24 protein-coding genes are annotated in these 23,539 nt (G+C 62.6%); 13 read left to right on the forward strand and 11 right to left on the reverse strand.

Annotated features, from left to right (window positions below; all coding sequences use genetic code 11):
• Window positions 1-22 precede the first annotated feature (22 nt).
• The 3 genes from NIM87_RS09900 to NIM87_RS09910 are packed head-to-tail and all read left to right on the forward strand — an operon-like array spanning window position 23 to window position 2,773.
• Complete coding sequence (locus tag NIM87_RS09900; RefSeq protein ID WP_254674495.1) at window positions 23-775, forward strand: ABC transporter ATP-binding protein; 753 nt, start codon at window positions 23-25, stop codon at window positions 773-775.
• The gene (locus NIM87_RS09905) at window positions 772-2,310 is read left to right on the forward strand and encodes a permease (protein WP_254674496.1); all 1,539 of its coding nucleotides are present in this window, start codon (window positions 772-774) and stop codon (window positions 2,308-2,310) included. Before NIM87_RS09900 ends, NIM87_RS09905 begins: the two co-directional genes overlap by 4 nt.
• A gap of 1 nt (window position 2,311) precedes the next feature.
• On the forward strand, window positions 2,312-2,773 hold the full coding sequence (locus tag NIM87_RS09910; RefSeq protein ID WP_254674497.1) for a GNAT family N-acetyltransferase: 462 nt from the start codon (window positions 2,312-2,314) through the stop codon (window positions 2,771-2,773).
• On the opposite strand, the gene NIM87_RS09915 is transcribed toward NIM87_RS09910, so the two are convergent.
• Window positions 2,770-2,943 carry a DUF1328 family protein gene (locus tag NIM87_RS09915; RefSeq protein ID WP_254674498.1) on the reverse strand — a complete coding sequence of 58 codons (174 nt, stop codon included), beginning with the start codon at window positions 2,941-2,943 and terminating at the stop codon, window positions 2,770-2,772. The two genes, NIM87_RS09910 and NIM87_RS09915, sit on opposite strands and share 4 nt — an antisense overlap.
• Window positions 2,944-3,083: 140 nt before the next feature.
• Here NIM87_RS09915 and NIM87_RS09920 point away from each other — a divergent pair, with 140 nt between their 5' ends.
• Window positions 3,084-5,405 (forward strand): putative bifunctional diguanylate cyclase/phosphodiesterase, encoded by a 2,322-nt coding sequence (locus NIM87_RS09920; protein ID WP_254674499.1) that lies wholly within the window; start codon window positions 3,084-3,086, stop codon window positions 5,403-5,405.
• 121 nt (window positions 5,406-5,526) lie between these two features.
• Here NIM87_RS09920 and NIM87_RS09925 read toward each other — a convergent pair whose 3' ends face one another.
• The 3 genes from NIM87_RS09925 to motA form a co-directional block, all read right to left on the reverse strand.
• The gene (locus NIM87_RS09925) at window positions 5,527-6,495 is read right to left on the reverse strand and encodes a FecR domain-containing protein (RefSeq protein ID WP_254674500.1); all 969 of its coding nucleotides are present in this window, start codon (window positions 6,493-6,495) and stop codon (window positions 5,527-5,529) included.
• Window positions 6,496-6,649: 154 nt separating this feature from the next.
• Window positions 6,650-7,570, reverse strand: coding sequence for a flagellar motor protein MotB (locus NIM87_RS09930; protein WP_254674501.1), 921 nt, complete (start codon window positions 7,568-7,570; stop codon window positions 6,650-6,652).
• Window positions 7,571-7,610: 40 nt separating this feature from the next.
• Complete coding sequence (gene motA, locus NIM87_RS09935) at window positions 7,611-8,474, reverse strand: flagellar motor stator protein MotA (RefSeq protein ID WP_254674502.1); 864 nt, start codon at window positions 8,472-8,474, stop codon at window positions 7,611-7,613.
• Between the two features lie 181 nt (window positions 8,475-8,655).
• Between motA and NIM87_RS09940 the strand changes: the two genes are divergently transcribed.
• Window positions 8,656-9,105, forward strand: a complete 450-nt coding sequence (locus tag NIM87_RS09940) for a hypothetical protein (protein ID WP_254674503.1) — start codon at window positions 8,656-8,658, stop codon at window positions 9,103-9,105.
• Between the two features lie 12 nt (window positions 9,106-9,117).
• On the opposite strand, the gene NIM87_RS09945 is transcribed toward NIM87_RS09940, so the two are convergent.
• Together NIM87_RS09945 and yghU are read right to left on the reverse strand one after the other, a co-directional pair.
• On the reverse strand, window positions 9,118-9,507 hold the full coding sequence (locus NIM87_RS09945) for a YciI family protein (protein ID WP_254674504.1): 390 nt from the start codon (window positions 9,505-9,507) through the stop codon (window positions 9,118-9,120).
• Window positions 9,508-9,629: 122 nt separating this feature from the next.
• Window positions 9,630-10,496, reverse strand: coding sequence for a glutathione-dependent disulfide-bond oxidoreductase (gene yghU, locus NIM87_RS09950; RefSeq protein ID WP_254674505.1), 867 nt, complete (start codon window positions 10,494-10,496; stop codon window positions 9,630-9,632).
• A 138-nt stretch (window positions 10,497-10,634) separates the two neighbouring features.
• Between yghU and NIM87_RS09955 the strand changes: the two genes are divergently transcribed.
• Window positions 10,635-11,741: a THUMP domain-containing class I SAM-dependent RNA methyltransferase gene (locus NIM87_RS09955; RefSeq protein WP_254674506.1), complete on the forward strand. Its 1,107-nt coding sequence runs from the start codon at window positions 10,635-10,637 to the stop codon at window positions 11,739-11,741.
• Between the two features lie 129 nt (window positions 11,742-11,870).
• Here NIM87_RS09955 and NIM87_RS09960 read toward each other — a convergent pair whose 3' ends face one another.
• Window positions 11,871-13,244, reverse strand: coding sequence for an HD-GYP domain-containing protein (locus tag NIM87_RS09960; protein WP_254674507.1), 1,374 nt, complete (start codon window positions 13,242-13,244; stop codon window positions 11,871-11,873).
• A gap of 231 nt (window positions 13,245-13,475) precedes the next feature.
• Here NIM87_RS09960 and NIM87_RS09965 point away from each other — a divergent pair, with 231 nt between their 5' ends.
• The 3 genes from NIM87_RS09965 to NIM87_RS09975 all read left to right on the forward strand — a co-directional run bounded on the left by NIM87_RS09965 (window position 13,476) and on the right by NIM87_RS09975 (window position 14,793).
• Window positions 13,476-13,844, forward strand: coding sequence for a response regulator (locus NIM87_RS09965; RefSeq protein ID WP_254674508.1), 369 nt, complete (start codon window positions 13,476-13,478; stop codon window positions 13,842-13,844).
• A 240-nt stretch (window positions 13,845-14,084) separates the two neighbouring features.
• Window positions 14,085-14,525, forward strand: coding sequence for a DedA family protein (locus NIM87_RS09970; RefSeq protein WP_254674509.1), 441 nt, complete (start codon window positions 14,085-14,087; stop codon window positions 14,523-14,525).
• 67 nt (window positions 14,526-14,592) lie between these two features.
• Entirely contained in the window at window positions 14,593-14,793 is a 201-nt protein-coding gene (locus NIM87_RS09975) for a CsbD family protein (protein WP_254674510.1), read from the forward strand.
• A 122-nt stretch (window positions 14,794-14,915) separates the two neighbouring features.
• Here NIM87_RS09975 and NIM87_RS09980 read toward each other — a convergent pair whose 3' ends face one another.
• A complete protein-coding gene (locus NIM87_RS09980) occupies window positions 14,916-15,308 on the reverse strand; it encodes a VOC family protein (protein WP_254674511.1) in 393 nt (130 codons plus the stop codon).
• Between the two features lie 100 nt (window positions 15,309-15,408).
• Complete coding sequence (locus tag NIM87_RS09985; RefSeq protein ID WP_254674512.1) at window positions 15,409-15,705, reverse strand: ArsR/SmtB family transcription factor; 297 nt, start codon at window positions 15,703-15,705, stop codon at window positions 15,409-15,411.
• A 263-nt stretch (window positions 15,706-15,968) separates the two neighbouring features.
• Between NIM87_RS09985 and greA the strand changes: the two genes are divergently transcribed.
• From greA to carB, 3 genes are all read left to right on the forward strand, one after another.
• On the forward strand, window positions 15,969-16,451 hold the full coding sequence (greA, locus tag NIM87_RS09990) for a transcription elongation factor GreA (protein WP_254674513.1): 483 nt from the start codon (window positions 15,969-15,971) through the stop codon (window positions 16,449-16,451).
• 177 nt (window positions 16,452-16,628) lie between these two features.
• Window positions 16,629-17,156 (forward strand): thermonuclease family protein, encoded by a 528-nt coding sequence (locus NIM87_RS09995; RefSeq protein ID WP_254674514.1) that lies wholly within the window; start codon window positions 16,629-16,631, stop codon window positions 17,154-17,156.
• A 276-nt stretch (window positions 17,157-17,432) separates the two neighbouring features.
• Window positions 17,433-20,744 (forward strand): carbamoyl-phosphate synthase large subunit, encoded by a 3,312-nt coding sequence (carB, locus tag NIM87_RS10000; protein ID WP_254674515.1) that lies wholly within the window; start codon window positions 17,433-17,435, stop codon window positions 20,742-20,744.
• 204 nt (window positions 20,745-20,948) lie between these two features.
• Here carB and NIM87_RS10005 read toward each other — a convergent pair whose 3' ends face one another.
• Together NIM87_RS10005 and NIM87_RS10010 are read right to left on the reverse strand one after the other, a co-directional pair.
• Window positions 20,949-21,548 (reverse strand): TetR/AcrR family transcriptional regulator, encoded by a 600-nt coding sequence (locus NIM87_RS10005; protein ID WP_254674516.1) that lies wholly within the window; start codon window positions 21,546-21,548, stop codon window positions 20,949-20,951.
• A 9-nt stretch (window positions 21,549-21,557) separates the two neighbouring features.
• A complete protein-coding gene (locus NIM87_RS10010) occupies window positions 21,558-22,373 on the reverse strand; it encodes an SDR family NAD(P)-dependent oxidoreductase (protein WP_254674517.1) in 816 nt (271 codons plus the stop codon).
• 133 nt (window positions 22,374-22,506) lie between these two features.
• On the opposite strand from NIM87_RS10010, the gene NIM87_RS10015 reads away from it, so the two are divergent.
• Window positions 22,507-23,421 carry a hypothetical protein gene (locus tag NIM87_RS10015; RefSeq protein ID WP_254674518.1) on the forward strand — a complete coding sequence of 305 codons (915 nt, stop codon included), beginning with the start codon at window positions 22,507-22,509 and terminating at the stop codon, window positions 23,419-23,421.
• The last annotated feature ends 118 nt before the right edge of the window (window positions 23,422-23,539 follow it).

Raw genomic sequence — 23,539 nt, forward strand, 5'->3', positions numbered from 1 at the left:
TCCACCCACACTGGAGCCCGCCATGCCCGCCGCCCTTGCCATTTCCGGCCTCGCCAAATCCTTCGACCGCCCTGTGGTCAAGAGTGTCGATCTCACCATCCGGCCAGGCGAATTCTATGCCCTGCTCGGCCCCAATGGTGCGGGCAAGACCACCATCCTGCGCATGGTCGCGGGGCTGCTAAAACCCGACGCAGGCGCGATTTCCATCTTCGGCATCGACGCCCTTGCCGATCCGGTTGCCGCCAAGCAGCGCATGGCGTGGGTCTCGGATGAACCCATGGTCTACGACCGCCTCACCCCGCTCGAATACCTCGATTTCGTCGCCGGCCTCTGGCAGGTCGAGCCCGCCCGCGCTCGCGCGGCCGCCCACGAACTCGTGGACTGGCTGGGCTTGCGCCCTCATGCCAATGAACTGTGCGGCGGTTTCTCCAAGGGCATGCTGCAAAAGGTCGCCCTGGCCGGAGCCCTGGTCCACGATCCGCAACTGATCATTCTCGACGAACCCCTTACGGGCCTGGACGCCGGCTCGGCGCGACAGGTCAAGGACGTGCTGCGCCAACGCACCGCGTCGGGCGTCACCGTCATCATGACCACCCATATTCTCGAAGTGGCCGAACGCATGGCCGAGCGTATCGGCGTCATCGCGGAGGGGCGTCTCATCGCCGAAGGCACGCTGGCCGAGCTGCGCACCCGCATCGGTCGTGAAACCACGCTGGAGGAAATTTTCCTCGACCTGGTCGCTGAGGGAACCGAGCAGGGGCAGGACGCCGCGTGAACCTCGCCCCCGCATCCCTGCCCTGGCTGGCCGCCCACGAATTCCGCCTTGCCTGGCGCGACGCCCTCGCCATGATGACAGGCGGGCACCGTGTTCGCCTTGTCAGCTGGATCATCGGTGGTGGCACGATCTATGCGCTGATGCTGGTCATCGCCTGGTTCTCTGTCAGCCCCTGGACCGCATCCGGCATCATCATCGACAAGCAGGCGCTCGTGCTGATCTCGGGCATGGGCCTGCTGTTTTGGGCCGTAACCCTTTCGCAGGCGCTCGAATCCGTCACCCGGGTCTACTACGGCCGCTCGGACCTTGATCTCATCCTGTCCTCTCCGGCCTCAAGCAACCGGCTCTTTGCGGTACGTGCCGGAGCCGTCTTTGTCACCACGGCAACGCTGGGCGCCCTGCTGATCTCGCCGCTGGTCTTTGCCCTCGTCGTTCAGGACGGACCACACTGGCTCTCTGCTTTCCTCGTGATAGCGGCGCTGGCTGCACTCTCGGTGGCCATCGCCATGGCCATCACCCGCCTGCTATTCCGCCTTACCGGTCCGCGCCGCACCCGCCTCATTGCCCAGATTGTTGCGGGCATCGTCGGCGCCGGCTTCGTCATCGGCATCCAGGCCGCCGCCATTCTCTCCCACCAGGGCTTTTCACGCCTGGCCATCTTCCAGTCCGACACCCTCATCTCGTCCGCGCCTGACGCAACGAGCTTCCTCTGGCTCCCGGCCCGCGCGGCCTTGGGCGAACCGCTTCCGGCCCTTCTGCTGGTGGGCGCCGCGCTGGCCATTCTCGCCGCCACCATCGCCGTCATTGCCCCCAGTTATCGTCATCTGGCAACCTCTGCCGCCGGCCTCAACCACATTCGCAGCCAGCGTCGCGCCTCCACCGGCGCGTTCAGCATCACCACGCAGCGCCAGGCCCTGCGCCGCAAGGAATTCCGCCTGCTCCAGCGCGACCCCTGGCTGCTTTCGCAAACCCTGATGCAGCTGCTTTATCTCGTGCCCCCCGCCCTGCTGCTCTGGGTCAATTATGGTTCTGGCGCGGGTGACGGGAGCTTTGTCGTCATCGTTCCGGTATTGGTCATGGCCTGTGGGCAATTGGCCGGCGGCTTGGCCTGGCTGGCCATTTCCGGCGAGGACGCCCACGACCTCGTTGCCACCGCGCCGCTGACCCCAGGCACAATCCTTCGCGCCAAAGTCGAAGCCGTGCTCACCGTCATTGGTGTGGTTCTGGCGCCCCTGCTCCTGCTCATGGCCTTCGCGTCCTGGCCCATGGCGTTGATCACTGCTACCTGCGCTTTGATCGCCGCCGCCGCCGCCACCGCCATTCAGCTCTGGTTCCGCGTCACGGCCAAGCGTTCCATGTTCCGCCGCCGTCAGGTCGCCTCCCGCGCCGCGACCCTGAGCGAAGCCTTTTCGTCCATCCTCTGGGCCGCAACCGGCGCGCTTTGGGCGGCCGGGTCAGTCCTTGCCATCGGTCCCGCTATCCTCGCACTCGCCGTGCTAGGCTTGGCACGACTCATGGCCCCGAGACACAACTGACATGACGAAATTCCGCGACGCGACCCCCGCCGACATTCCGGTCATGCTCCAGCTTGGCCATGCTGGCGACGCGCGAGGTGCCGACACACCTCCGCTCGATCCGGCGACCCTCACGGATCCGCGCTATCGCGCCGCCTTCGACGAAATCCAGGCCGACGCCAATCACCGTTTGGTTGTGGCGGAACAGGACGGCGACATCATCGGCACCCTGCAGATCAGTATCATTCCCGGCCTGCCGCGTTTCGGCATGAAGCGTGGCGTGCTCGAAAACGTGCATATCCGCGCCGATCATCGCGGCCATGGCCTTGGGTCCGAAATGGTGCTCTGGGCAATTGAACAATGCCGGCACGCCGGCTGTGGCCTTGTCCAGCTGACCTCCAACAAGGTCCGGCTGGATGCCCACCGCTTCTACGAAAAGCTTGGATTCGAGAAATCGCACGAAGGCTTCAAGCTCTTCCTCTAAAACAGCACCGCAAGGCCCATGAAGGCTAGCATGAGGATCAGCACCACGCCGATCAGCATGATCCCGGCGACAATCTTGGCCAGTGTCGCCGCAGTGCCGGCAAGGCCGGTAAAGCCCATCGCCCCGGCAAGCAGCGCGACGACGACGAGAATAAGCAACAATTGCAGCATGATCCGGTCCGCTCCCTCTGTCTGAACACTTGAGGAACGGCGCTGCAATTGCATCCGTTCCGTGATGTGTCCCCCCAAAGCCGCCTTAACCCGCTGTCAGTGCCGTTCGCGCATAATAACTGCGAATCGGGAGATGATATGTGCGGCAGTTGATAAGGCGCGGGGCCGCCTTGGTGGCCATATTGCTGCTCTGGGCGCTGGGCCAGGGAGGCATGCTGGCGTCGCTTGATTCCCGTTTCGGCGATTGGCGGCTTGAGGCCAATACCATCCCGACCAGCGGCAACACGGTCTATGTTGAAATTGATAGCAGGAGCATCGCCGAGGTCGGTGTCTGGCCCTGGCCGCGGACCTTGCATGCCGATTTGCTGGACAAACTCATGCAAGCCGGTGCCGATGAAGTCGCGTTCGACATCGATTTTTCAAGCGCCAGCACCCCGTTTGACGACGCTATTTTCGCGGCGGCCCTTGAGCGAGCTGGCGGCTATGCCTGGCTTGCCGCATTCGTTCAAACCGGCGCCGGCAGCGACCTGAGTTTTTCACGCCCCTTGCCCGAATTTGCAGCCGCCGCAGGTCCCGTACTGGTCAATGTGCTGCTCGATCCCATGACATCGCGCGCCCATGCCATTCTGGTGGCCGCCCGCGACGAACAGGGCACCATTCCGGCCCTGGCCGTGCAGCTTGCGCGCAGTCAGGCCAACTTGCCCCGAGCACTGGAGATCGACTTCTCGCTCGATATCTCAAGCATACCCCGGCTGAGCTATACCGACGTGCTGTACAACCGCATCGCCCCTGATCTGTTGGCCGGCAAACAGGTCATTGTCGGCGCCGGTGCCATCGAATTGCGCGACTTCTTCGCCGTTCCGCGCCACGGCATCATTCCTGGGCCGCTCTTGCAGGCATTAGCCCTCGAAACTCTCAAAACGGGTCGCGTCCTTACCAACTGGGGCGGCTTTCCTGGCATTCTCATCGCGGCGGCGTGGGCCCTCGCGCTGGTATCGCGCCGCCGACGCGTCAACGTTCTGACTATCGCTCTGGCGCTCCTCAGCACGGCGGTCCTGGGCGAATTGCTGGCTCTCGTCGCCTATGGCCAGTTGGGCATCATCGTCGAAACTGCGACCCTCCACATCGGCATGCTGCTGCTGCTCGGGCTGGCACTGGCTGACAATGGGTATAATCACCTTCTGGCGCGCCGCACGGCCCAGCAGCGCCTGCAATTCTTGGCGACGCACGATCCCGCCACCGGGCTTCTGTCACGCCAAGGCCTGCTCGACCTGCCTGAGACTGACGCGGGCCTGACCCTGGTGCTGCTCCAGATCCAGTCCATTGACGAACTGCGGGCAACGCTGGGCCATGACATTGTCGAACAACTGCTCGTTCAATTCGCGCATCGCCTGTCCCACTGCGGCTTTGCCATTGTGGCGCGGACCGCATTGGCCAATTTTGCGCTGACCGACGTTGATGATGGTGACGCCGACCGGCTTACCGCGGCGGCTCAGCGATTGATCGCCATGCTGTCAGGCATCTACACCGTGGATGGCCATAGCCTCCACATCCAACTCATAGCCGGCTACGCAGCAGGTTCGAGCTCACGTGCCGAACTGCTGAACCGCGCCGAAATCGCGCTGATCCGCGCTCGCATGACGCAGATCCCCGCACGCGGTTTCCAACTGGCCGATCAACAGGCGCTGGACCGTCAGCAAAAGCTGGACCGCGACCTGCGCCAGGCCATTGGCCGCAACCAGCTTCGCCTGCTGTTCCAGCCGCAGGTCAATTTGCGGACCCGCCAGATCAATGGTGCAGAAAGTCTCATGCGCTGGGAACATCCCGAGCTGGGACTGATCTCGCCCGCCGAGTTCATCCCGATTGCAGAGGAAACGGGCCTCATTGTCGATCTTGGACGCTGGATCCTGGGAGAGGCCTGCCGGCAAGCCGCCCACTGGCCGAGCCCGATCGTAGTGGCCGTCAATGTTTCGCCCATCCAGTTTCAACAAACCGACATTGTTGCAACCGTCGAAGCTGCGCTCCACCGCTCGGGCCTGCCCCCTTCCCGCCTGGAAATGGAAATCACCGAGAGCCAGGATCTGGTCGATGCTGGTCGCGTCCGCGACGCCATGTGGCGGCTGCGAAACCTTGGCGTCCGCCTTTCAATCGATGATTTCGGAACCGGCTATTCGTCGTTGAGCTACTTTCGCGACCTGCCCTTCGACACGGTCAAGGTCGACCAAAGCTTCATACGCGACCGGAACTCGGACGCAGACCGCTTGCTGCTCTCTGCGATCCTTGAGCTGGCCCGCAAGATGGGCAAGTCCACCATTGCCGAGGGGGTGGAAGACGAAGCCACGGCAGCCTGGCTGGCAGAGGCCGGCTGCACTTCCGGGCAGGGCTATCACTTCAGCCGGCCCATATCGGATCTGGAGCTTACTGGCTTGCTAGAAGTCGAGCGGCGGCATCAAGTCGGCTAGAGCATTTCGCGCAAAAAGTGACCCCGTTTTGCGGTTCGGCCCCGAAGGGCCGCGCCAGCGAACCGCAACAAAACAAAGACTTGCAGCCGTTCAGCGTTTCAACGCAACGCTGAAAAACGATCTAGCGCCCAAGCCCGACTTGAAGACTCGGTGCCTTGCCAACGTCAACGTCAACGTCCACCGCGACCACGCCATGATCAACCTCAACGCTGACTGGCGTATTACGTTCCTCAGCTCCAGCATTGCTGTTGGTGTCACTCCTGCCGGCCCCGACACTGACTGAAACACCGCTACCGCTTCCGCCAGCACTGCTGGAGCCATGGCTGACGCTTGCACCAACAGCAGCGCCATTGCCCCCATTACTGCCGTTAGAGGCCCGCACCTCCGCGCCGACCCCATCACCTCGTCCGCCGGCATGCGCATTGGGCACGGCGCCGTCCTTGACGGCGGCAAGCGCATCCGTCGCCGCAAGCGCCCCACTCAGAACGGCATCCCGGGCAGCAGCGGGCACCACACTGCCCTCGATAAGATAAACGATCTTGTCCGACCCACGCCCGGTAACATCCACCGGAGCGGTCCTGCTGGCAGCTGCCGATTGGCCCGGCGTAACATCGACGACCATGTCATGCCCATCGTCCTGCACTTGCACGATTCCGCGATCCACATCGACGCGCGCTTGGCCATCGCGGTAGGTCACCGTAAATTGCGTGCCCTTGACCACAGCGGCCAACACCGGCGTTTGGACGGAAAAGTGCTGCACATTACGCCGCTCGGCTTCGATGGTGACGCTGCCCAGGGTTTGCATGACACTGGTCATCTTCTGATCGCCCGCGTCGCGGATCGAGATTTCCGTATTACCGGCCAGCGCGATACGCTCCTGGCCGCGGACCAGTTCGACGCGACCATCGCCCGACGTCCGAATTTTCTGCCCGTCGAGAACAACGTCGCCGCGTTCCACCGCAACCCAGGTGCCCTGCTCAAATAGCATCACCCCACCGCGCAGCCGCTCCGCAACCCAGTCCTGGGCCAGAACAGATGTGCTGACCGAGGCCAACAGGAACGCAAACAATGTTGATCGACCAAAACGCATGGTAACTCCGTAGCCAGGCTTCTGCCTGTTGCTCTTGGAGATGAGCTTGCGTTTTAAGTTCTTAATCGGCCCTTATTGATCGGCATCTGCTGGGCAAATGCCCAGCCATACCTATTGCCTGGGTTAACGGCATATGCCGTAAAACCCCGCACTTTTACGGCTGAAGGCCCAGCGGCACCGGGGGCGGCGCGTGCAGAACCGTGATCCGCACCCGTTCATTGGCCGACATATAGGGGTCGTTCGGGAAGAACGGCTCATCGGTCGCCCGGCCCGATACCGCCTTGAAGCGGTCGTCGCTCATGCCGAACTCGCCCAGGATCGAGCGCACCACATTGGCGCGATCCGCCGACAACTCCCACGGCCCATAGCGCGGATTGTCATAGCGCCCGCCGGCCGCGGTGTGCCCGGAAATGGTCACCTGAGCATTGAGCTGCTGCAGGATCGGGCCAATCGCTGCAATCGCCGCCCGTGTCGGCTCCAGTGGATATTTCGATCCCTCGGGGAACATCGGACGCCCCTGCTGATCAACGATCTGGATGTCCAGGCCGTCTTCGGTTTCCTCGATCAGCAGGTTATCCATGAATGGCGTAACCTCCGGCAGCGACTGCCAGGCCTGCTTGATGCTGGCGGCGGCGCTGTGGAAGGCCTGGGTGTCGATCGACTTGAGATTGAATTCACTGTCACTGCTCGCCTGGCGTTCACTGCCCTGCTCGCGTGCCGGTCCACCGATATGGGTGTCGACGGTGCCCTCGTCGGAGCTCTGCGGAGAGGCCGGACGGTCTTCGACAATATCAGCCGAAGAACCGGACATCTGGTTGCCCGAATTGTCCATGGCATTGCCGCCCATCACCCCGCCAGCGCCACTGGTGGTCATGCTGAGCGAAGCCGGGGCAAAGTAATTGGCAAGCCCCTCCTTCTGCTCGGGCGTGGTCATGCTGATCAGCCACATGAGCAGGAAGAAGGCCATCATGGCGGTCACGAAGTCGGCGTAAGCGATCTTCCAGGCCCCACCGTGGTGTGCGTGACCCTTCTTCTTGATCTTCTTGATGATGATCGGCTGATCGTAATTCGCCATTCTGGCTTATCCGTCCTGGAGCGTTTGCGCCAAACTGGCGCTAATTGGTGGCAGGCAAGGCAGCCGTTGCGGCCTCGACTTCGGCGAAGGTGGGGCGCACTTCGCTCATCAGCGCCTTGCGGGCAAATTCAATGGCCATCACTGGCGGCTGCCCACCGATATGGGCCAGCAGACCCACCTTGAGAGACAGGAAATACTTGGACTCGGCCTCGAACGTGCTCTTGAGCGACTGCGCCATCGGCCCGAAAAAGCCATAAGCCACAAACACGCCGAAGAACGTGCCGACCAGCGCGCCGCCGATCAGGTGGCCCAACACTTCGGGCGGCTCGGTGATGGCGCCCATGGTCTTGATCACACCCAGCACGGCGGCGACGATGCCCAGCGCCGGCGTCCCGTCGGCAATCGCCTGCATGGCCGACACCAGGCGCTCCTGCTCCTGGTGATGGGTTTCCAGTTCTTCGTCCATCAGCGCATCCATTTCATGCACATTATTGGACCCCATGGTCACCATGCGCATGTAATCGCACACGAATTCCACCGCGTGGTGGTTCTTGGCGAAGGTCGGGAAAGCGTTGAACAGGGTCGAATTATGTGGATCCTCGATATGCGGTTCGATGCCGAGAATGCCCTTTTGCTGGATCAGCTTGTAAACCGAATACTGCATGCCCAGCAGTTCGACATAGGCGGCCTTGTTATATTTTGGCCCTTTGAGCAGTGTGCCGAACATGGCCGGAACGGCTTTGAGCACAGGCCCGCCATTCCCGATGATGAAGGCGCCGATGGCGGCCCCCAGGATGATCACGAATTCAAACGGCTGCCAGAGCACTTCCACATGCCCGCCCATTGCCATGTAGCCGCCAAAAACACAGGCAAAGACGGTAATGACACCGATAATCAGACGCATGGGGCTTACTCAAACTCGAATACAACAGGGGCAGCGAAGGCAATCCATGCCTCGGGCAAGCAGCATAATGGTCCGGTCAGACTTAACAGGGGGTGTATTCGCGCCCCAACCTCTTGCAAGTAAACCCAATTGGAGTGCTGATACCGGACCGGCAACCGGCCGCCCCAATTCGAGACCCACCATGTTCCTTCGTCCTGCTACAGCGCTCCTGTCCGCTCTGCTTCTGGCCGGCGCCGCAATGCCGGCATTCGCCCAGTCCGAAGAGGACATCCACGCCAATATCGAGGCGATCCACGGCAATGCCGACGGATTCTTCGAAGTTTTCTCACTACTTCAGGATGCGGTGATGTTCGGCGATCCGGTAACCTGGGGTCAATATTCGTTCTTCCCGCTGACCGTGAACGCCAATGGCGAAACCTATGACGTGCTCGAAGAACAGGACCTCGCCGACAATTTCGACATGCTGGTCTCGCCCGATACCCAGCAGGCCTTGCTCAATCAGGATGTAGCCGACCTGATCGTCACTGACGAAGGGGTCGGTATCGGCAATGGCGCCGTGTGGATCACCAATGTGTGTCTCGATGATGATTGCGCCCAGACCCAATGGGGCATCATCGCCATCAACAACTAACGGTGAAATGATCTAGAAAGACGGCTCGGGGCGTCCCTCGCCGCTCTGGCTGTGGGTATGCACAACCAGCGGCCGGATTTCCATGCGCCCATATTGGAGGATCGGGTCATCCTCGAACAAGGGCATCAGCGCCTCCATGCTCTCGGCTTCCAGCATCAGGAAACCGCCGACAACTTCCTTGCTTTCGGCATAGGGCCCGTCGGTGGCAATCAGTTGTCCATTGTCGAACCGCAGGCTGCGGGCGGTTTCGATCCCGGCCAGCGGCGAGGCAAACAACAAATGCCCGCTCGCCCGCAACCGTTGATCATGTTCGATCGTGGCATCATCGAGCCGGCGAAAATCCTCCGCGCTCAAATGATCCATCGCGCCGGGTTCGAAGTAGACCAGGGCCATGAAACGCATTGAATGTCCTCCATCTCGTTCTGCCAGAATGACGAACGAGGATGGCGGATTTCGACCGATCCCACAAAAAAGTCACCCCCGATTGATCGGGGGCGACTGCATATGTGCCAGGGCGATGGAGCTCAGACCGTGCCGCGATCCTTGCGCAGGGCGACGACCTTGTCGATGTCGGCAGCCGAGTGGCGCTCATAAAGATGCTCGTCCTCCGGCCCGTTTGCGGCATTGACGGTGCGCCCGCGCTTGACCGCTTCGCGCGCATCGACCTGCTTGGCCCAGCGGATGACATTGGTATAGCTGCCCACGTCCAGGAACTCTGCCGCATCATAGGCGCGGCCCAGCACCATGCCGCCATACCAGGGGAAAATGGCCATATCGGCGATAGTGTAGTCGCTGCCGGAAACGAACTCATGTTCGGCCAACTGCCGGTCGAGCACGTCGAGCTGGCGCTTGGTTTCCATGGCATAGCGATTGATCGGGTATTCGAGCTTGACTGGCGCATAGGCATAAAAATGCCCGAAGCCACCGCCCAGGAATGGCGCGCTGCCCATTTGCCAGAACAGCCAGTTCATGGTTTCGGCGCGCTTGACCACGTCCTTGCTGAGGAATGCGTCGAACTTGTCGGCCAGATAGACCATCATCGAACCGCTTTCGAACAGGCGGATGGGCTCTTTCGGCCCATAGTCCACCATCGCCGGAATCTTTGAATTCGGGTTCACCGAAACAAAGCCCGAGCCGAACTGGTCGCCCTTGCCGATATTGACCAGATAGGCGTCATATTCAGCGTCACGGCCGGCGGCCAGCAGCTCCTCGAGCAGAATGGTGACCTTTTGCCCGTTCGGCGTCGCCAGCGAATAGAGCTGGATCGGATGGGCGCCCCGCGGCAGATCCTTGTCGTGCGTTGCCCCGGCAATGGGTCGATTTGTACTGGCGAAGGCTCCCCCGTTTTCCTTGTCCCAGGTCCAGACCTTGGGCGGCACATATTCGTTCATCGTGAAGCACTCTCGATTTTCGTGATGGGATCGGCAATTGTTTATCGCCATTTGGCGATATAAGCATGGATCACGCCTTTGGTAACCCTCCCGCCACGCAAACTTGCCAGCCGCAGTGCGCAGGGCTAAGGCTCCGCCATGAACCCCACCCCATTTGATATTTATCTCGTTGCCACCCCCGGTCTTGAAGCTCCCCTTGCCGAGGAGGCGCGCGCTGCGGGCTTTGCCAACGCGGTGGTCACCGATGGCGGTGTCTTGTTTTCGGGCACCTGGCCCGATGTCTGGCGCGCCAATCTGGAGCTGCGCGGCGCGACCCGCATTCTGGCACGTGTCGCATCATTTCGCGCCATGCACCTGGCCCAGCTCGACAAGCGCGCCCGCAAGCTCCCCTGGGCCGAAATCCTAAGCCCCGATGTGCCGGTACATGTCGAAGCCAGCTGCAAACGCTCGCGCATTTATCACGCGGGCGCCGCCGCCCAGCGCGTCGCCAAGGCCATCGCCGAAGAGCTCGGCGCTCCCATTGCCGAGGATGCCGCGCTCCGCGTGATGGTGCGGATCGAGGACGATCTGGTGACTATCAGCCTCGACACCACTGGGGAGTCGCTGCACAAGCGCGGCTTCAAGGAGGGTGTGGCCAAGGCTCCGATGCGCGAGACCATGGCCGCCATGTTCTTGCGCCAGTGCGGCTACACCGGCACCGAACCCGTGCTTGACCCCATGTGCGGCTCCGGCACTTTCGTGATCGAGGCCGCCGAAATCGCCCTGGGTCTCAATCCCGGACGCACCCGCACCTTCGCCTTTGAGCTCCTGCCCTGCTTCAACGCCGCGGCCTGGCAAAGTCTGCGCGGCACGACTGCCGCCAATCCGGTCGACCTACGCTTTTATGGTTTTGATCGCGATGCCGGGGCCATCCGCATGGCCGGTGAAAATGCCACTCGCGCCGGCGTCGCCGGCCACACGAGCTTTACCCAGCAATCCGTCGAAGACCTCACCCCGCCCGATGGTCCGCCGGGTCTGGTCATCGTCAATCCGCCCTATGGTACGCGCATCGGCAACAAGGGTCCGCTGATTGGCCTGCACCGCACCTTGGGCACTGTGCTGAAAACCCGCTTTGCCGGCTGGCGCGTCGGCATCATCACCGCCGACAAGCAACTCGCCCAGGCCACAGGCCTCCGCTTCGAGCCGCCCCTGCCAACCGTCCTCCACGGCGGCATCCGCGTCGCGCTCTATCGGGCGAATATATAGATCCATCATCCCCACCCTCATATCCTCCCCATCAAGGGGAGGGAGGCGCAGGGCCGTGAGGTTCGAGTTCACCCTCTCCCCCTTTGTGGGGAGGGATCAAGGGCGGGGGTCTGGCTAGAACGCCCCCCGCTAAGCCGCTTGCTCGTCCACCGGTTCGGCCACATCCTCCAGCCGCGCAAAACCACGCTGCAGCGCGGCAAAAATCTCTGGATCAATGGCGCTGCCGCAGTCCTTTTCCATGATCCCGAAGGCCACCGACACCGGCATGGCCTTGCGATAGGGCCGGTCTGCCGTCAGCGCGTCGAAAATGTCGGCCACCGTCACGATCCGCGTATCCCGATCAATGGCAGCGTCGGCAATGCCATGTGGATAGCCCCGCCCATCCAGCCGCTCGTGATGGTCACCGGCGATCCGTGCCGTATCGCGAAACGCCGCGATCTTGGACAGGATCACCCGGCCCAGCTCTGGATGACGCTTGATCTCGGCCCATTCCTGCTCGTCCGGCTTGCCATTCTTGTCGAGCACGCTGTTGGACACCCCCAGCTTGCCGATATCGTGCAGCAGCGCCGCCCGCTTCAGCCAGCGCCGCCGCTCCGGCGCGTAGCCCAGTTCTTCGGCAATCAGGTCTGTAAAAAGCGCCACCCGGTCGCTATGACCCGCCGTGAACGGGCTCTTGGCATCCACCACCTGCGCAAAGCCGGCGGCGATATCGTCCAGATAGTCCTCGTCCACCGCCCGGGTCAGCGCCTTGGGCTCAAGCGCAATCACCCGCTCGGGCAGGTCATTGGCCAGCATGGCCGACCAGAACCCCTTGTCCCGCTCCATCTCTTCGACAAACGCCACCAGTTGCGGATCAAACCAGCGGCCACTGCGTTCGCGCACTTCGGCCAGCGCCGCCTCGCCCCCGCCGCGCATGAAGAACACATCGACCACCTGCGCCAAAAGTGCGATCCGCCCGAACAGCGAGATTTCCTGGCCCTTGAGGCCCAGGGGCTGGCCACTGCCATCCCAATGTTCATCCAGATCAAGAATGCCCTGCGCCACCGCCTCGGAGAATCGCATGCTGCGGGCAATCTCGGCCCCGCGCTGGCAGCGCGTTTCGATCAGCTCGCGCGAAATCTCACCGCCATTGCGGGCAATATGCACCAGCGTCTGCAGCCGCTCGACAAAGCCTGAGCGGCGCGCCGTATTGGCCACCAGAAACCGCAGGATTTCGGGCAGCTTGTTATCGACGACCTTATAGGCGCCCTTAAAGCTCAGATCGTCCACCAGATAGAGCTGGCAGATACGCGCCGCATTTGAGCTGCACCCGATATCCTTGAGCAGCAGCGTATAATAGAGGTCCGATAGCTCGGCCGGCGGCAGGCCCAGGCGCATGCCCACATGCATGCCGATCCAGCAACACCTCAGGCTGTGCCCCACCGGCTGCCCCTCGGTAATGTCGAGCGCAAAGCTGAGCGCGCCGACCACTTCGGACAGATGGATCACCTCGCGCTTGGACACGGCCCCGACCTCCCTTTCGAGAACCAGCCTACACAGAAACCCTTAAGCGAATGTCCCGGCATCCCCTTGTTTTGCGAACAACGTCAAGGCTCTCGGGAACTGTGCGGCCGCGCATGCCAACAATTTGAACCAAATGCTAACCATGTTGGCAGCCATGCGCAGTTGTCATGCAACGAAAGCCGCCCCAAGGCCTTCTGTCCTTGCCTATCGCGTGCCGAGGGGAAACCTGAAATGACCGAAACAATGCGTATTCTAGTGGTCGAAGACCAGCCGATGCTGCTGCTCGACCTGATCGATCAACTGGCCGACCGCGGCCACCAGGCGCTGCCCGCCGGCAACGCGCGCACCGCTGCGCGCATCATCGGAACGAAAATCGACGCCTTGGTAACTGACATCGAGCTCGGGGATGGCCCCGATGGCCTCGCCCTCGCGCGTCTGGCGACCAGCAGCCACCCCGGCCTGCCCGTGGTCGTGGTGTCGGGCGGCGTCCGCCCGGCAGCGGCCCAATTGCCCGCCGGCGCCGTGTTCATCCCCAAGCCATATCGCGTCGCCGATATTCTCGCCGCTCTTAAGGGCCAGGTGCTCTCTCGCGCCGCCTGATTGGCAGCCTTCACCCGTCACAAGGCTGTGCCGGTCGCCTGCTAGTCCTGTAAACCGCCCACCAGCTGCGGTCACCATGGACATTCTCACCAGCCTTATCCTGCCCCTCGCCGCCTCGCCCTGGATTTATCTCATCGCTCTGGCGCTGGTGGTCCTCGACGGCGTCTTTCCCGTTTTTCCCAGCGAAGTGGTTATTGTCGGCCTTGCCTCGCTGGCCGCCTCCAGCGCCGCACAAGTCCTTTGGTCCTGCTGCTCGTTGCAGGCATGGGCGCCATCGCCGGCGACAGTCTCACCTATGCCATTGGGCGCCTGGTCGGCGTGCGCCGCCTGCAAGCAACCCGCCTGCGCCCACTGGCGCGCCTTCTGCGCTGGGCCAGCCGCCGCCTCGGCCCGCGCGCCGGCATGGTCATTCTCACCGCCCGCTTCATTCCGTTCGCCCGGCTGGCGGTCAATCTCACCGCCGGCAGCACCGGCTATGCCTACCAGCGCTTCTTCCCCTTTTCACTCGCCGCCGGCATGGTCTGGGCGGGCTATAACGTGGCCATGGGCTATCTCGCCGGCCAGTGGTTCAGTGCCCAGCCCCTGCTCGGCATGGTCCTCGCCATCATTCTGGCCATCGGCTTCGGCGTGCTGCTCGACGCGTTGTCCAGCCGCTTGCGCCGCCGCAAACCATCACCCTGATCACTTTTGCGGAACGCCCACCCCCTCCCCGCGTTGATCTTGCACACACGCAACCGAGGAGAGCACAATGGACTGGAACCGCATCGAAGGCAGCTGGAAGCAGTTTTCCGGCAAGGCCAAGGAACAGTGGGGCAAGCTCACGGACGATGATATTGCCCAGATCAACGGCAATCGTGAGCAGCTCGAAGGCAAGCTTCAGGAGCGCTACGGCAAGGCCAAGGACGAGGTCCGCAAGGACGTCGATGAATGGTCCGGCCGCCTGCACTAGCGGGCGCGCCCCAAGCAAAAAGCCCGGTCGCAAGGCCGGGCTTTTTGCTGGACACTGGGATCGGTTTTGGAGAACCGAAGCGCAGCGTTCACTCGACTACGTGAGCATCGGACCGATTGGTCCTAGCCTTTCATCTGAACAATCTGGATCAGGTTGCCACAGGTGTCGTCGAACACGGCCATCAGCACCGTCCCAGCATCCATCGGTTCGACCGTGAACTGCACGCCCTTGCCCTTGAGCCGCGCCACCTCTGCGTCCATGTCTTCGACCATGAACGAGGCCGCCGGAATCCCATCGGTTACCAACGCCGCCTTGTATGGGCCGACCGCCGGATGTCCGCTTGGTTCCAGCAGCAGCTCTGTTCCCTCCGGCGCCTCGGGAGACACGACGGTCAACCAGCGATTGCCCCCGCCCATGTCGATATCGTGCTTCACCTGGAAGCCCAACAGATCCCGATAAAATGCCAGCGCCTTGGCCTGGTTATCGACAAATACACTCGTCACATAGATTTTCATTTTGGTCCCTGCTCCTTCTCATTATCCCCTCCTCCCCCTCATCGGGGGAAGGACAGCGCCGCCACGCCCAACGGGTCGAGGCAAGGCTGAGGTGGGGGCCTCACATATGCCGTCCCAGCCATGCCGCCTGCGCTGCCCGCAGCGGCGTCAGGTCCAGCGTGTGCAGCTTGGTTCGCCCCACCCATGTCACTTGCACCAGCCCGGCTTTTTCCAGCATGTCGAGATGCTGGCTGACCGCCTGCCGCGACATTGCCGGCTGCCCGTCGGCCACCGCCGCCGCACACAATTCGAACAGCGACTGCCCCGGCCGCGTCGCCAGCCGATCCACCAGCCCTCGCCGCGTCGGATCGGCCAAGGCCTTGAAGATCCGGTCCAACTGGTCCGCGTCCATGCTCATCTAATATGCAAGCGTTTCATTGCCTTTTATATGCAATGATTTCATTGCATGTCAACATCGACCCTTTCTCCGCACCTCCTCCCCCTGGGCAGGAGGAGGCAGCGCCATTAGGCTCAAAGGGCCGTGCAAAGCTCGATAGGGGGTGCGACACGCCCGGCCGTTTCATCTCGTCGCCAGAACACCTACATATGTGACAACTGTGGGGGCGCCGGTGAAGCGCGAGCCCGCCAGCCTTCATTTCAGCGGGAACGAGGATTGTCTCAGTGAGCGTTGCTTTTACCAAGGAAGATAGCGCCGAGACGGCCGCAGAAACCATGCTGCCCGAAAAGCCCATCCCGGCGGGACCGAACCTCGTGACCACCAACGGGTTGGCGCTGCTCGAACGGCAACTGGCCGAGGCGACCACGGCCTATGAAGCCGCCCTCGCCGTGGAAGACATCAATGAGCGCCGCCGCCAGGCCGCTAATCCCTACCGCGACCTGCGCTACCTCAACGAACGCCTCCGCACCGCCCAGCTCGTGCCTGCGCCATCATCCAACGACATCGTCGCCTTCGGCTCCCGCGTGACCATCGAACGCGACGACGGCCGCACCCAGACCTTCACCATCGTCGGCGAAGACGAAGCCGACCCCAAGGCGGGGACACTGTCGTTTGGCTCGCCCCTCGCCCGCGCGCTGATGGGCAAGGCTGTGGGTGACGTGGCGGTGTTGGGCGAGACAGAGGTGGAGGTTGTGGGGATTGGGTGAGAGACCTCGCGGCTACCACGCGTCACCCTCGGGCTTGACCCGAGGGTGACGGCCGGAGTGTGGGCGACACCGGAAATAAACCTGATACGCAGCCCCTTCCTATCCCGCCAGTTTTGCGCAAGACTTTGCTGGCGGCCAATTTCGGGTCGCTGTCTTTTGGGGGAAGACATGGGGCTGATGCGCTTATTGATCCGGCTGTTTGGCGGCAAGGGCGCCAGCCGCCAGCCTTACCGGCCCCGCCAGCAAAGCCGCGTTGTTGTCGCCACGCGACGCACCACGACAACGGTGGTGGTTTCCCGCACCGCCCCACCGGCGCCGACCGTGCTGCGGGGCCAGGCCTGGGTCATCGATGGCGACACCATCGTCATCGACAAGGTTCATATCCGCCTCGCCGGGATAGATGCGCCCGAGCTGGATCACCCCTGGGGCCAGAAGGCCAAATGGGCGCTTGTGCAATTGTGCAAAGGGCAGGTGATCACCGCCCGCATCAAGCCCGAACTCTCTCATGACCGGTTGGTCGGCGAGTGTTTCCTGCCCGATGGCCGCGATCTGGCCGCTGAACTGGTCGGCATGGGCATGGCGCTGGACTGGGCCAAATTCTCCGGCGGCAAATACCGCCACCTCGAAACCGCCGATGCCCGCAAACGCCTATGGCGCGCGGATTTGCGTCAAAAGGGCAGGTTGTGGACCCAAGGGGAGTTTTGAAGAGACGCACAATCCAAACGCGCAATCTCACCTTCGCAATCCCGCCTTTCATTGCGCCTTGTTAATGCTTGAGTTGCTGCGACTTCTTGCGCCACGGCTCGCACCCCCTTCCCTTCCGCTGACTCTTCCGCTACACCGCCCGCTTAACCACCATGTTCGGTCTCTTCCCCTGCGCTGCTGTGCTCAACAGCCACGCGGGTTTCGCGCGGACGGGTGTGTCCGGGCGATTCTCTACTTCGCCCGCCGGTCAGTGATTAGACAGCCAGAGCGAGCACCATGCCAAAGCGTACCGACATCAAATCGATCCTCATCATCGGTGCAGGCCCGATCATCATCGGGCAGGCCTGCGAGTTCGATTATTCGGGCACCCAGGCCTGCAAGGCGCTCAAGGAAGAGGGCTACCGGATCATTCTGGTGAACTCCAATCCGGCGACGATCATGACCGACCCGGACCTGGCCGACGCCACCTATATGGAGCCGATCACCCCCGAAGTGGTCGCCAAGATCATCGAGAAGGAGCGCCCCGACGCGCTGCTCCCCACCATGGGTGGCCAGACGGCGCTGAACTGCGCGCTCTCGCTGCGCAAGATGGGCGTGCTGGAAAAGTTCGGCGTCGAAATGATCGGCGCCACTGCCGAGGCCATCGACAAGGCCGAGGATCGCGAGCTGTTCCGCGATGCCATGAAGAAGATCGGGCTCGAGACCCCGCGCTCCATGCTGGCCCACAACACCATCGAGGCGTTGCAGGCGCTTGAAGTGATCGGCCTGCCCTGCATCATCCGCCCCAGCTTTACCCTCGGCGGCACAGGCGGCGGCATTGCCTATAACCGCGAAGAATATCTCAATATCTGCGAAAGCGGCATCGACGCTTCGCCCACCAATGAAGTGCTGGTCGAGGAAAGCGTGCTCGGCTGGAAGGAATACGAGATGGAGGTTGTCCGCGACAAGAAGGACAACTGCATCATCATCTGTTCCATCGAGAATATCGACCCGATGGGCGTCCACACCGGCGACAGCATCACCGTCGCCCCGGCCCTGACGCTGACCGACAAGGAATACCAGATCATGCGCGACGCCTCGCTGGCGGTGCTGCGCGAGATCGGCGTTGAAACCGGCGGCTCCAACGTGCAGTTCGGCATCAACCCGGCCGACGGTCGCATGGTCGTCATCGAGATGAACCCGCGCGTGTCGCGCTCCTCGGCGCTGGCTTCCAAGGCCACCGGCTTCCCCATTGCCAAGGTCGCTGCGCGCCTGGCCGTCGGCTACACGCTGGACGAATTGGAAAACGACATCACTGGCGGCGCCACCCCGGCCAGCTTCGAGCCGACCATCGACTATGTCGTCACCAAGATTCCGCGCTTTGCCTTCGAAAAGTTCCCCGGCGCCGATAATCGCCTGACCACGGCGATGAAGTCGGTGGGCGAAGCCATGGCCATTGGCCGCACCTTCCAGGAATCGCTGCAAAAGGCCCTGCGTTCGCTCGAAACCGGGCTGACCGGCCTCAACGAGGTTGGCATTCCCGGCCTGGGCGAAGGCGAAGACAAGAACGCCATCAAGGCCGCTCTCGGCACTCCCACGCCCTCGCGCCTGCTCCATGTGGCCGAGGCCATGCGCCTGGGCGTCTCCAACGAAGACATCTTCGAAGCCTGCAAGATCGACCCCTGGTTCCTCGAGCAGATGCGCGGCATCGTCGACATGGAAGCCAAGGTCAAGGAATTCGGCCTGCCCCAGGATGCGGTCAATCTGCGCCTTCTCAAGTCCATGGGCTTTTCCGACGCACGCCTCGCCCAGCTGGCAGGCCTGAAACCCTCCGACGTGCGCAAGCTGCGCCATAGCCTCGAAGTGCGCCCCGCCTACAAGCGCATCGACACCTCCGCTGCCGAATTCGCCTCGCCGACGGCCTATATGTATTCGACCTATGAAATGCCCTTCGCCGGCAAGGTCGAGGACGAGGCCCGCCCGTCCGACCGCAAGAAGGTCGTCATTCTCGGCGGCGGCCCGAACCGCATCGGCCAGGGCATCGAGTTCGATTATTGCTGCTGCCATGCCGCCTTCGCGCTGGCCGACGCCGGCTATGAAACCATCATGGTCAACTGCAATCCCGAAACCGTCTCGACCGACTACGACACCTCCGACCGCCTCTATTTCGAGCCGCTGACCGAGGAAGACGTCATCGAGATCCTGCTCACTGAAAAGCAGAACGGGACCCTGCACGGCGTCATCGTCCAGTTCGGCGGCCAGACCCCGCTGAACCTGGCTGAAGCGGTTCAGAAGGCCGGCGTGCCGATCCTGGGCACCCAGCCCGACGCCATCGACCTGGCCGAGGACCGCGACCAGTTCATGAAGCTTCTCAACAAGCTCGAACTGACGCAGCCCAAGAACGGCATTGCCTATTCGCTCGAACAGGCCCGTCTGGTGGCTGAACGTCTCGGCTATCCGCTGGTCATCCGCCCGTCTTACGTGCTCGGCGGCCGCGCCATGGCCATCGTTCACTCGGCCAGCGAGTTCGAGCGCTATGTTCAGGACACCCTGACCGGCCTCGTGCCGCCCGACATTCTCCAGCGCTACCCCAACGACAAGACCGGCCAGATCAACTCGGTCCTCTCGGACAATCCTCTGCTGTTCGATGCCTATCTCTCGGGCGCCATCGAAATCGACGTCGATGCGCTATGCGATGGCAAGGATGTGTTCGTCGCCGGCATCATGGAGCATATCGAGGAAGCCGGCATTCACTCCGGTGACTCTGCCTGCTCCCTGCCCCCGCGCAGCCTTTCGCCCGCGGTCATTGCAGAGCTCAAGCGCCAGACCACCGAATTGGCCTTCGCCCTCAAGGTCGGCGGCCTGATGAACGTGCAGTTCGCCTATAAGGACGACACCATCTACCTTATCGAGGTGAACCCGCGCGCCTCGCGCACCGTGCCCTTCGTTGCCAAGGTTATCGGCGAACCCATCGCCAAGATCGCCTCGCGCATCATGGCCGGCGAAAGCCTCGCCAGTTTCAATCTGGTTGAAAAGAAGCTCAAGCACATCGCCGTCAAGGAAGCCGTCTTCCCGTTCAACCGCTTCCCCGGCGTCGACACCGTGCTCGGCCCGGAAATGAAGTCCACCGGCGAAGTCATCGGCCTCGATACCGATTTTGCCATGGCCTTCGCCAAGTCGCAGATGGGCGCAGGCCAGAAGGTCCCCACCTCCGGCAAGGCCTTCATCTCCGTCCGCGACGAAGATAAGCAATATATCGTCGACATGGCCCGGCACCTGGTTGAGGCCGGTTTTGAAATCCTCGCCACCGGCGGCACCCAGCGCTATCTGGTCGACAACAATGTCCCGGCCACCAAGATCAACAAGGTGCTCGAAGGCCGTCCACATATCGTCGACTCGATGAAAAACGGCGGGGTGCAGCTGGTGATCAACACCACCGATGGCCTCAAGTCGATCTCCGACAGCCGCGACATCCGCCGCACGGCCCTCCTGGCGAAAATCCCCTATTACACCACCATCGACGGCGCCCTCGCTGCCGTGGAAGGCATCGTCGCCCTCAAGCAGGGCAGCCTCCAGGTTCGCCCCCTGCAAGACTACTTCGCAGCCTAGAGCCTTTCACATCTAGTGAAGGCGCTGCTTTGCCCACCCTCAGTCCCTCCCCTCAAGGGGGAGGGTAGCGACGCTGGGCCGATAGGCCCTAGCAAAGCTGGGGTGGGGGTGTCGTGCCCCTTAAAGACTCAGAAGCCCGGGGGGCGCCGCCCCCTCACCCTCGCCCCGCTGAGTGTTGCAAAGCGAAGCACCAGTGCTTCACCTTCATTCTGTCGTTGCCGGGGAAGCCTCCATCCCCCGCAGCCACTCCTGGAGCCGCCGCCCCTCGCGCACCAGCAGCGCCGGATCACCCAGGCTATGCGCCAGGATCGACGCGCCCTGCAGCGACGATTGAAGCTGCAGCGCCAGGTCGGCCGCGTCTTCGGCGTGTCCCATGTCGGCAAACTGCCCTTCCATCCAGGCCATCGGCACGGCCAATAGCCCCTTTGCCGGTTCTGTCCATTCGCCATGCTCCCGCGCCATTTCGGCGCTCAGTGACCCGAGCGGGCAGCCCCTTTCAGCCACCGTTGGCGCATTGTTGATCGTCGCCTCGACAAAACCCAGCAGCCGCTCTAGCGGCGTCGGCAGCCCCGACATCATCTGCTTCATGGCCGCAACCTCGCCCAGACGCTGCTCCAGCACGGCCCGGCCGATATCGTCCTTGCTCTTGAAGTAATAGTAGATATTGCCCAGCGGCACCGCCGAGGCCTCCGCCAGGTCGGCCAGCGAGGTATTGCGATAGCCCTGCCGATGCGCCAGCTCAACTGCCGCCTGTGTCAGCCGCTCGCGCTTGCCGCGAGGGGCCGGTTTGCCGTTCTCAGCCAATGGCCGCTCCTAACCCACGAATGTCGTACTCTGCCGCATCATATTCGCCGTCATCGCGCGCACCAAGCTGTGCGGCATCAGCGCATTCATGGTGCGGTAGAGACGGCCGGGCATCACCATCATCTTGCGGCGCTTTATGCCTTCCAGCGCCTCGGCCACGCATTGCGCCACCGACCTGGGCTTGATCGGCATAGGTGAGGCGTCCAGCCCCATCTTCTTGATCAAGGGTGTCTCGGTCGGGGTCACGACCAGCACCGTTATCCCCACGCCATGCTCCTTGAGTTCAGCATGAAGGCTCCGCCCCAGCGCGTTGATCATTCCCTTTGCCGCTGCCGGATTGGCATGGAAGGGGATGCCGCTATCCGCCCCCAGCGCCGATACCAGCAACGTCGCACCCCGCTTCTGGGCGGCAAAGCGGCGGCTGAAATGATGCGTCAACAGCATATGCGACACCCCCATCAACTGGGTCTGGCGCAGCAATTGCTCAGGCTCGAAGGCCAGAAATGCGCCGGGCTGCCCGGACCCGGCGGCGGACACCAATAGGCCGATTTCGAGGTCCTGCGTCTGGTCAATAATGCTCTTTTCCGCGCCGGTCTCGCTGAGGTCCGCCGCGATCACGCGGTAGTCGATCCCGGAACTACGCCGCAAATCCTCGCCCACTGTCTCCAGGGCCTCTGCACGCCGCGCCACCAGAACCAGATTGATCCCGGACGCCGCGATCTGCCGGGCAAATTCGCGCCCGATCCCCGAGCTGGCGCCCGTCACAATTGCCCAGGGCCCGAACCGCCCGGCGTCCATCCGCACCATCCACTTTTTGTCACTCATCTTCCATCTCCCAAAATTTAGTTAGTCATCTAACTCATTTTTGAAAGACACTGTCAAGCGGCCTTCCTTTTTCCGGTCATCTCCGGTTCACATAGTGGGCGATATCTAGCGGTACCGCATCCCGGGGGAACCAATGATCCGCACACTTGCCGCCACTGCCGCCCTTCTCGCCACCACGGCCCTGGCCTCAGCCCAGCCGCTCGAAGACCAGATCCACGACTTCGTCTATGCTCCGGGCTTTACCGCCGAGGACGTACCGGCGCTCGAAGTGCGTCTGATCGACCAATGGTACGATCTGACGGTGATGACCCCGGGCGGTTCGGTGGGCCCCATCGAAAAAGCCATGCTGATCGCCGACAAGGCCATCGAAGGCATTCGCACCCGCACCGCCATCCAATACGGCGAAGTCATCAGCGAGGACGGCACACCGATGAGCTTCATCGAAGTCCGCCACTACAATCTCGCCGCCGTGCTCCACGCCGATACCGCCGATGCCTATGGCATCGAAAACACCGCTCCGGTTGAGGAATTCGGGCGTGGCGATCACATGGCCTGGCGCTTCGTCTTCCAGCCCATCATGAACAATGCTGCCGTGCTGCTCGAAGCCAGCAGTCGCGTCATCTCCGACAAGCAGGCCAGCAAGGACGATTGCACCGGCCGCCCCTGCCTCGACCTCTACGCCGGTTTTGACAGCGCCGAGTGGGAAGAGATCGAGGGCAAGGTGCCAACCTGGCCCGAACTCTACACCACCGAGTCCGACGAAAGCTCCACCCCCGCCCATGCCATTGCGGAGCTGGCGGTGTTCGGCTTCTGGGCCAGCGCCGAAAGCGGCGATTATCAGTGGTCTGGCGGCGAACACCCCGAAGCCGTTGACGACGCCACGCCCTATCGCTTCATCGGCATCGACCGCCACCTGGGTCAGGAAGCCAGCATCGACGCTATCTGGCACGAGACCGCACTTAACGACGACGAACTGGCATCCATCACCTTCCGCCGCGCCGAAGTCGGCGGCCAGGTCCACCTGATGCGCGCCAGCGAACCGCGCTAAGCGTTCACCGCCCCTGGAGCGCGGGCAGGCCGATAGCCACGATCCGCAGCCCCTCGCTGCGCCAAAGCACCACCCACAGGGCCAGCGTCCGGCACACCATCGCCGCGGGGGGGGGGCG

The sequence above is a fragment of the Devosia ureilytica genome (genome assembly GCF_024273195.1).
Classification (GTDB): Bacteria; Pseudomonadota; Alphaproteobacteria; order Rhizobiales; family Devosiaceae; genus Devosia; species Devosia ureilytica.

What these genes read in the sequence shown, in the direction of transcription:
- NIM87_RS09955 (WP_254674506.1), top strand. Translation starts at nt 10,635, where the DNA reads ATGAACCCCACCCCATTTGATATTTATCTCGTTGCCACCCCCGGTCTT.
- motA (WP_254674502.1), bottom strand. Translation starts at nt 8,474, where the DNA reads ATGCGTCTGATTATCGGTGTCATTACCGTCTTTGCCTGTGTTTTTGGC.
- yghU (WP_254674505.1), bottom strand. Translation starts at nt 10,496, where the DNA reads ATGAACGAATATGTGCCGCCCAAGGTCTGGACCTGGGACAAGGAAAAC.
- NIM87_RS09925 (WP_254674500.1), bottom strand. Translation starts at nt 6,495, where the DNA reads ATGCGTTTTGGTCGATCAACATTGTTTGCGTTCCTGTTGGCCTCGGTC.
- NIM87_RS09985 (WP_254674512.1), bottom strand. Translation starts at nt 15,705, where the DNA reads ATGAGCATGGACGCGGACCAGTTGGACCGGATCTTCAAGGCCTTGGCC.
- NIM87_RS10015 (WP_254674518.1), top strand. Translation starts at nt 22,507, where the DNA reads ATGATCCGCACACTTGCCGCCACTGCCGCCCTTCTCGCCACCACGGCC.
- NIM87_RS09910 (WP_254674497.1), top strand. Translation starts at nt 2,312, where the DNA reads ATGACGAAATTCCGCGACGCGACCCCCGCCGACATTCCGGTCATGCTC.
- carB (WP_254674515.1), top strand. Translation starts at nt 17,433, where the DNA reads ATGCCAAAGCGTACCGACATCAAATCGATCCTCATCATCGGTGCAGGC.
- NIM87_RS09915 (WP_254674498.1), bottom strand. Translation starts at nt 2,943, where the DNA reads ATGCTGCAATTGTTGCTTATTCTCGTCGTCGTCGCGCTGCTTGCCGGG.
- NIM87_RS09930 (WP_254674501.1), bottom strand. Translation starts at nt 7,570, where the DNA reads ATGGCGAATTACGATCAGCCGATCATCATCAAGAAGATCAAGAAGAAG.
- NIM87_RS09980 (WP_254674511.1), bottom strand. Translation starts at nt 15,308, where the DNA reads ATGAAAATCTATGTGACGAGTGTATTTGTCGATAACCAGGCCAAGGCG.
- NIM87_RS09900 (WP_254674495.1), top strand. Translation starts at nt 23, where the DNA reads ATGCCCGCCGCCCTTGCCATTTCCGGCCTCGCCAAATCCTTCGACCGC.
- NIM87_RS09975 (WP_254674510.1), top strand. Translation starts at nt 14,593, where the DNA reads ATGGACTGGAACCGCATCGAAGGCAGCTGGAAGCAGTTTTCCGGCAAG.
- NIM87_RS09940 (WP_254674503.1), top strand. Translation starts at nt 8,656, where the DNA reads ATGTTCCTTCGTCCTGCTACAGCGCTCCTGTCCGCTCTGCTTCTGGCC.
- NIM87_RS10010 (WP_254674517.1), bottom strand. Translation starts at nt 22,373, where the DNA reads ATGAGTGACAAAAAGTGGATGGTGCGGATGGACGCCGGGCGGTTCGGG.
- NIM87_RS09995 (WP_254674514.1), top strand. Translation starts at nt 16,629, where the DNA reads ATGCGCTTATTGATCCGGCTGTTTGGCGGCAAGGGCGCCAGCCGCCAG.
- NIM87_RS09965 (WP_254674508.1), top strand. Translation starts at nt 13,476, where the DNA reads ATGACCGAAACAATGCGTATTCTAGTGGTCGAAGACCAGCCGATGCTG.
- NIM87_RS09945 (WP_254674504.1), bottom strand. Translation starts at nt 9,507, where the DNA reads ATGCGTTTCATGGCCCTGGTCTACTTCGAACCCGGCGCGATGGATCAT.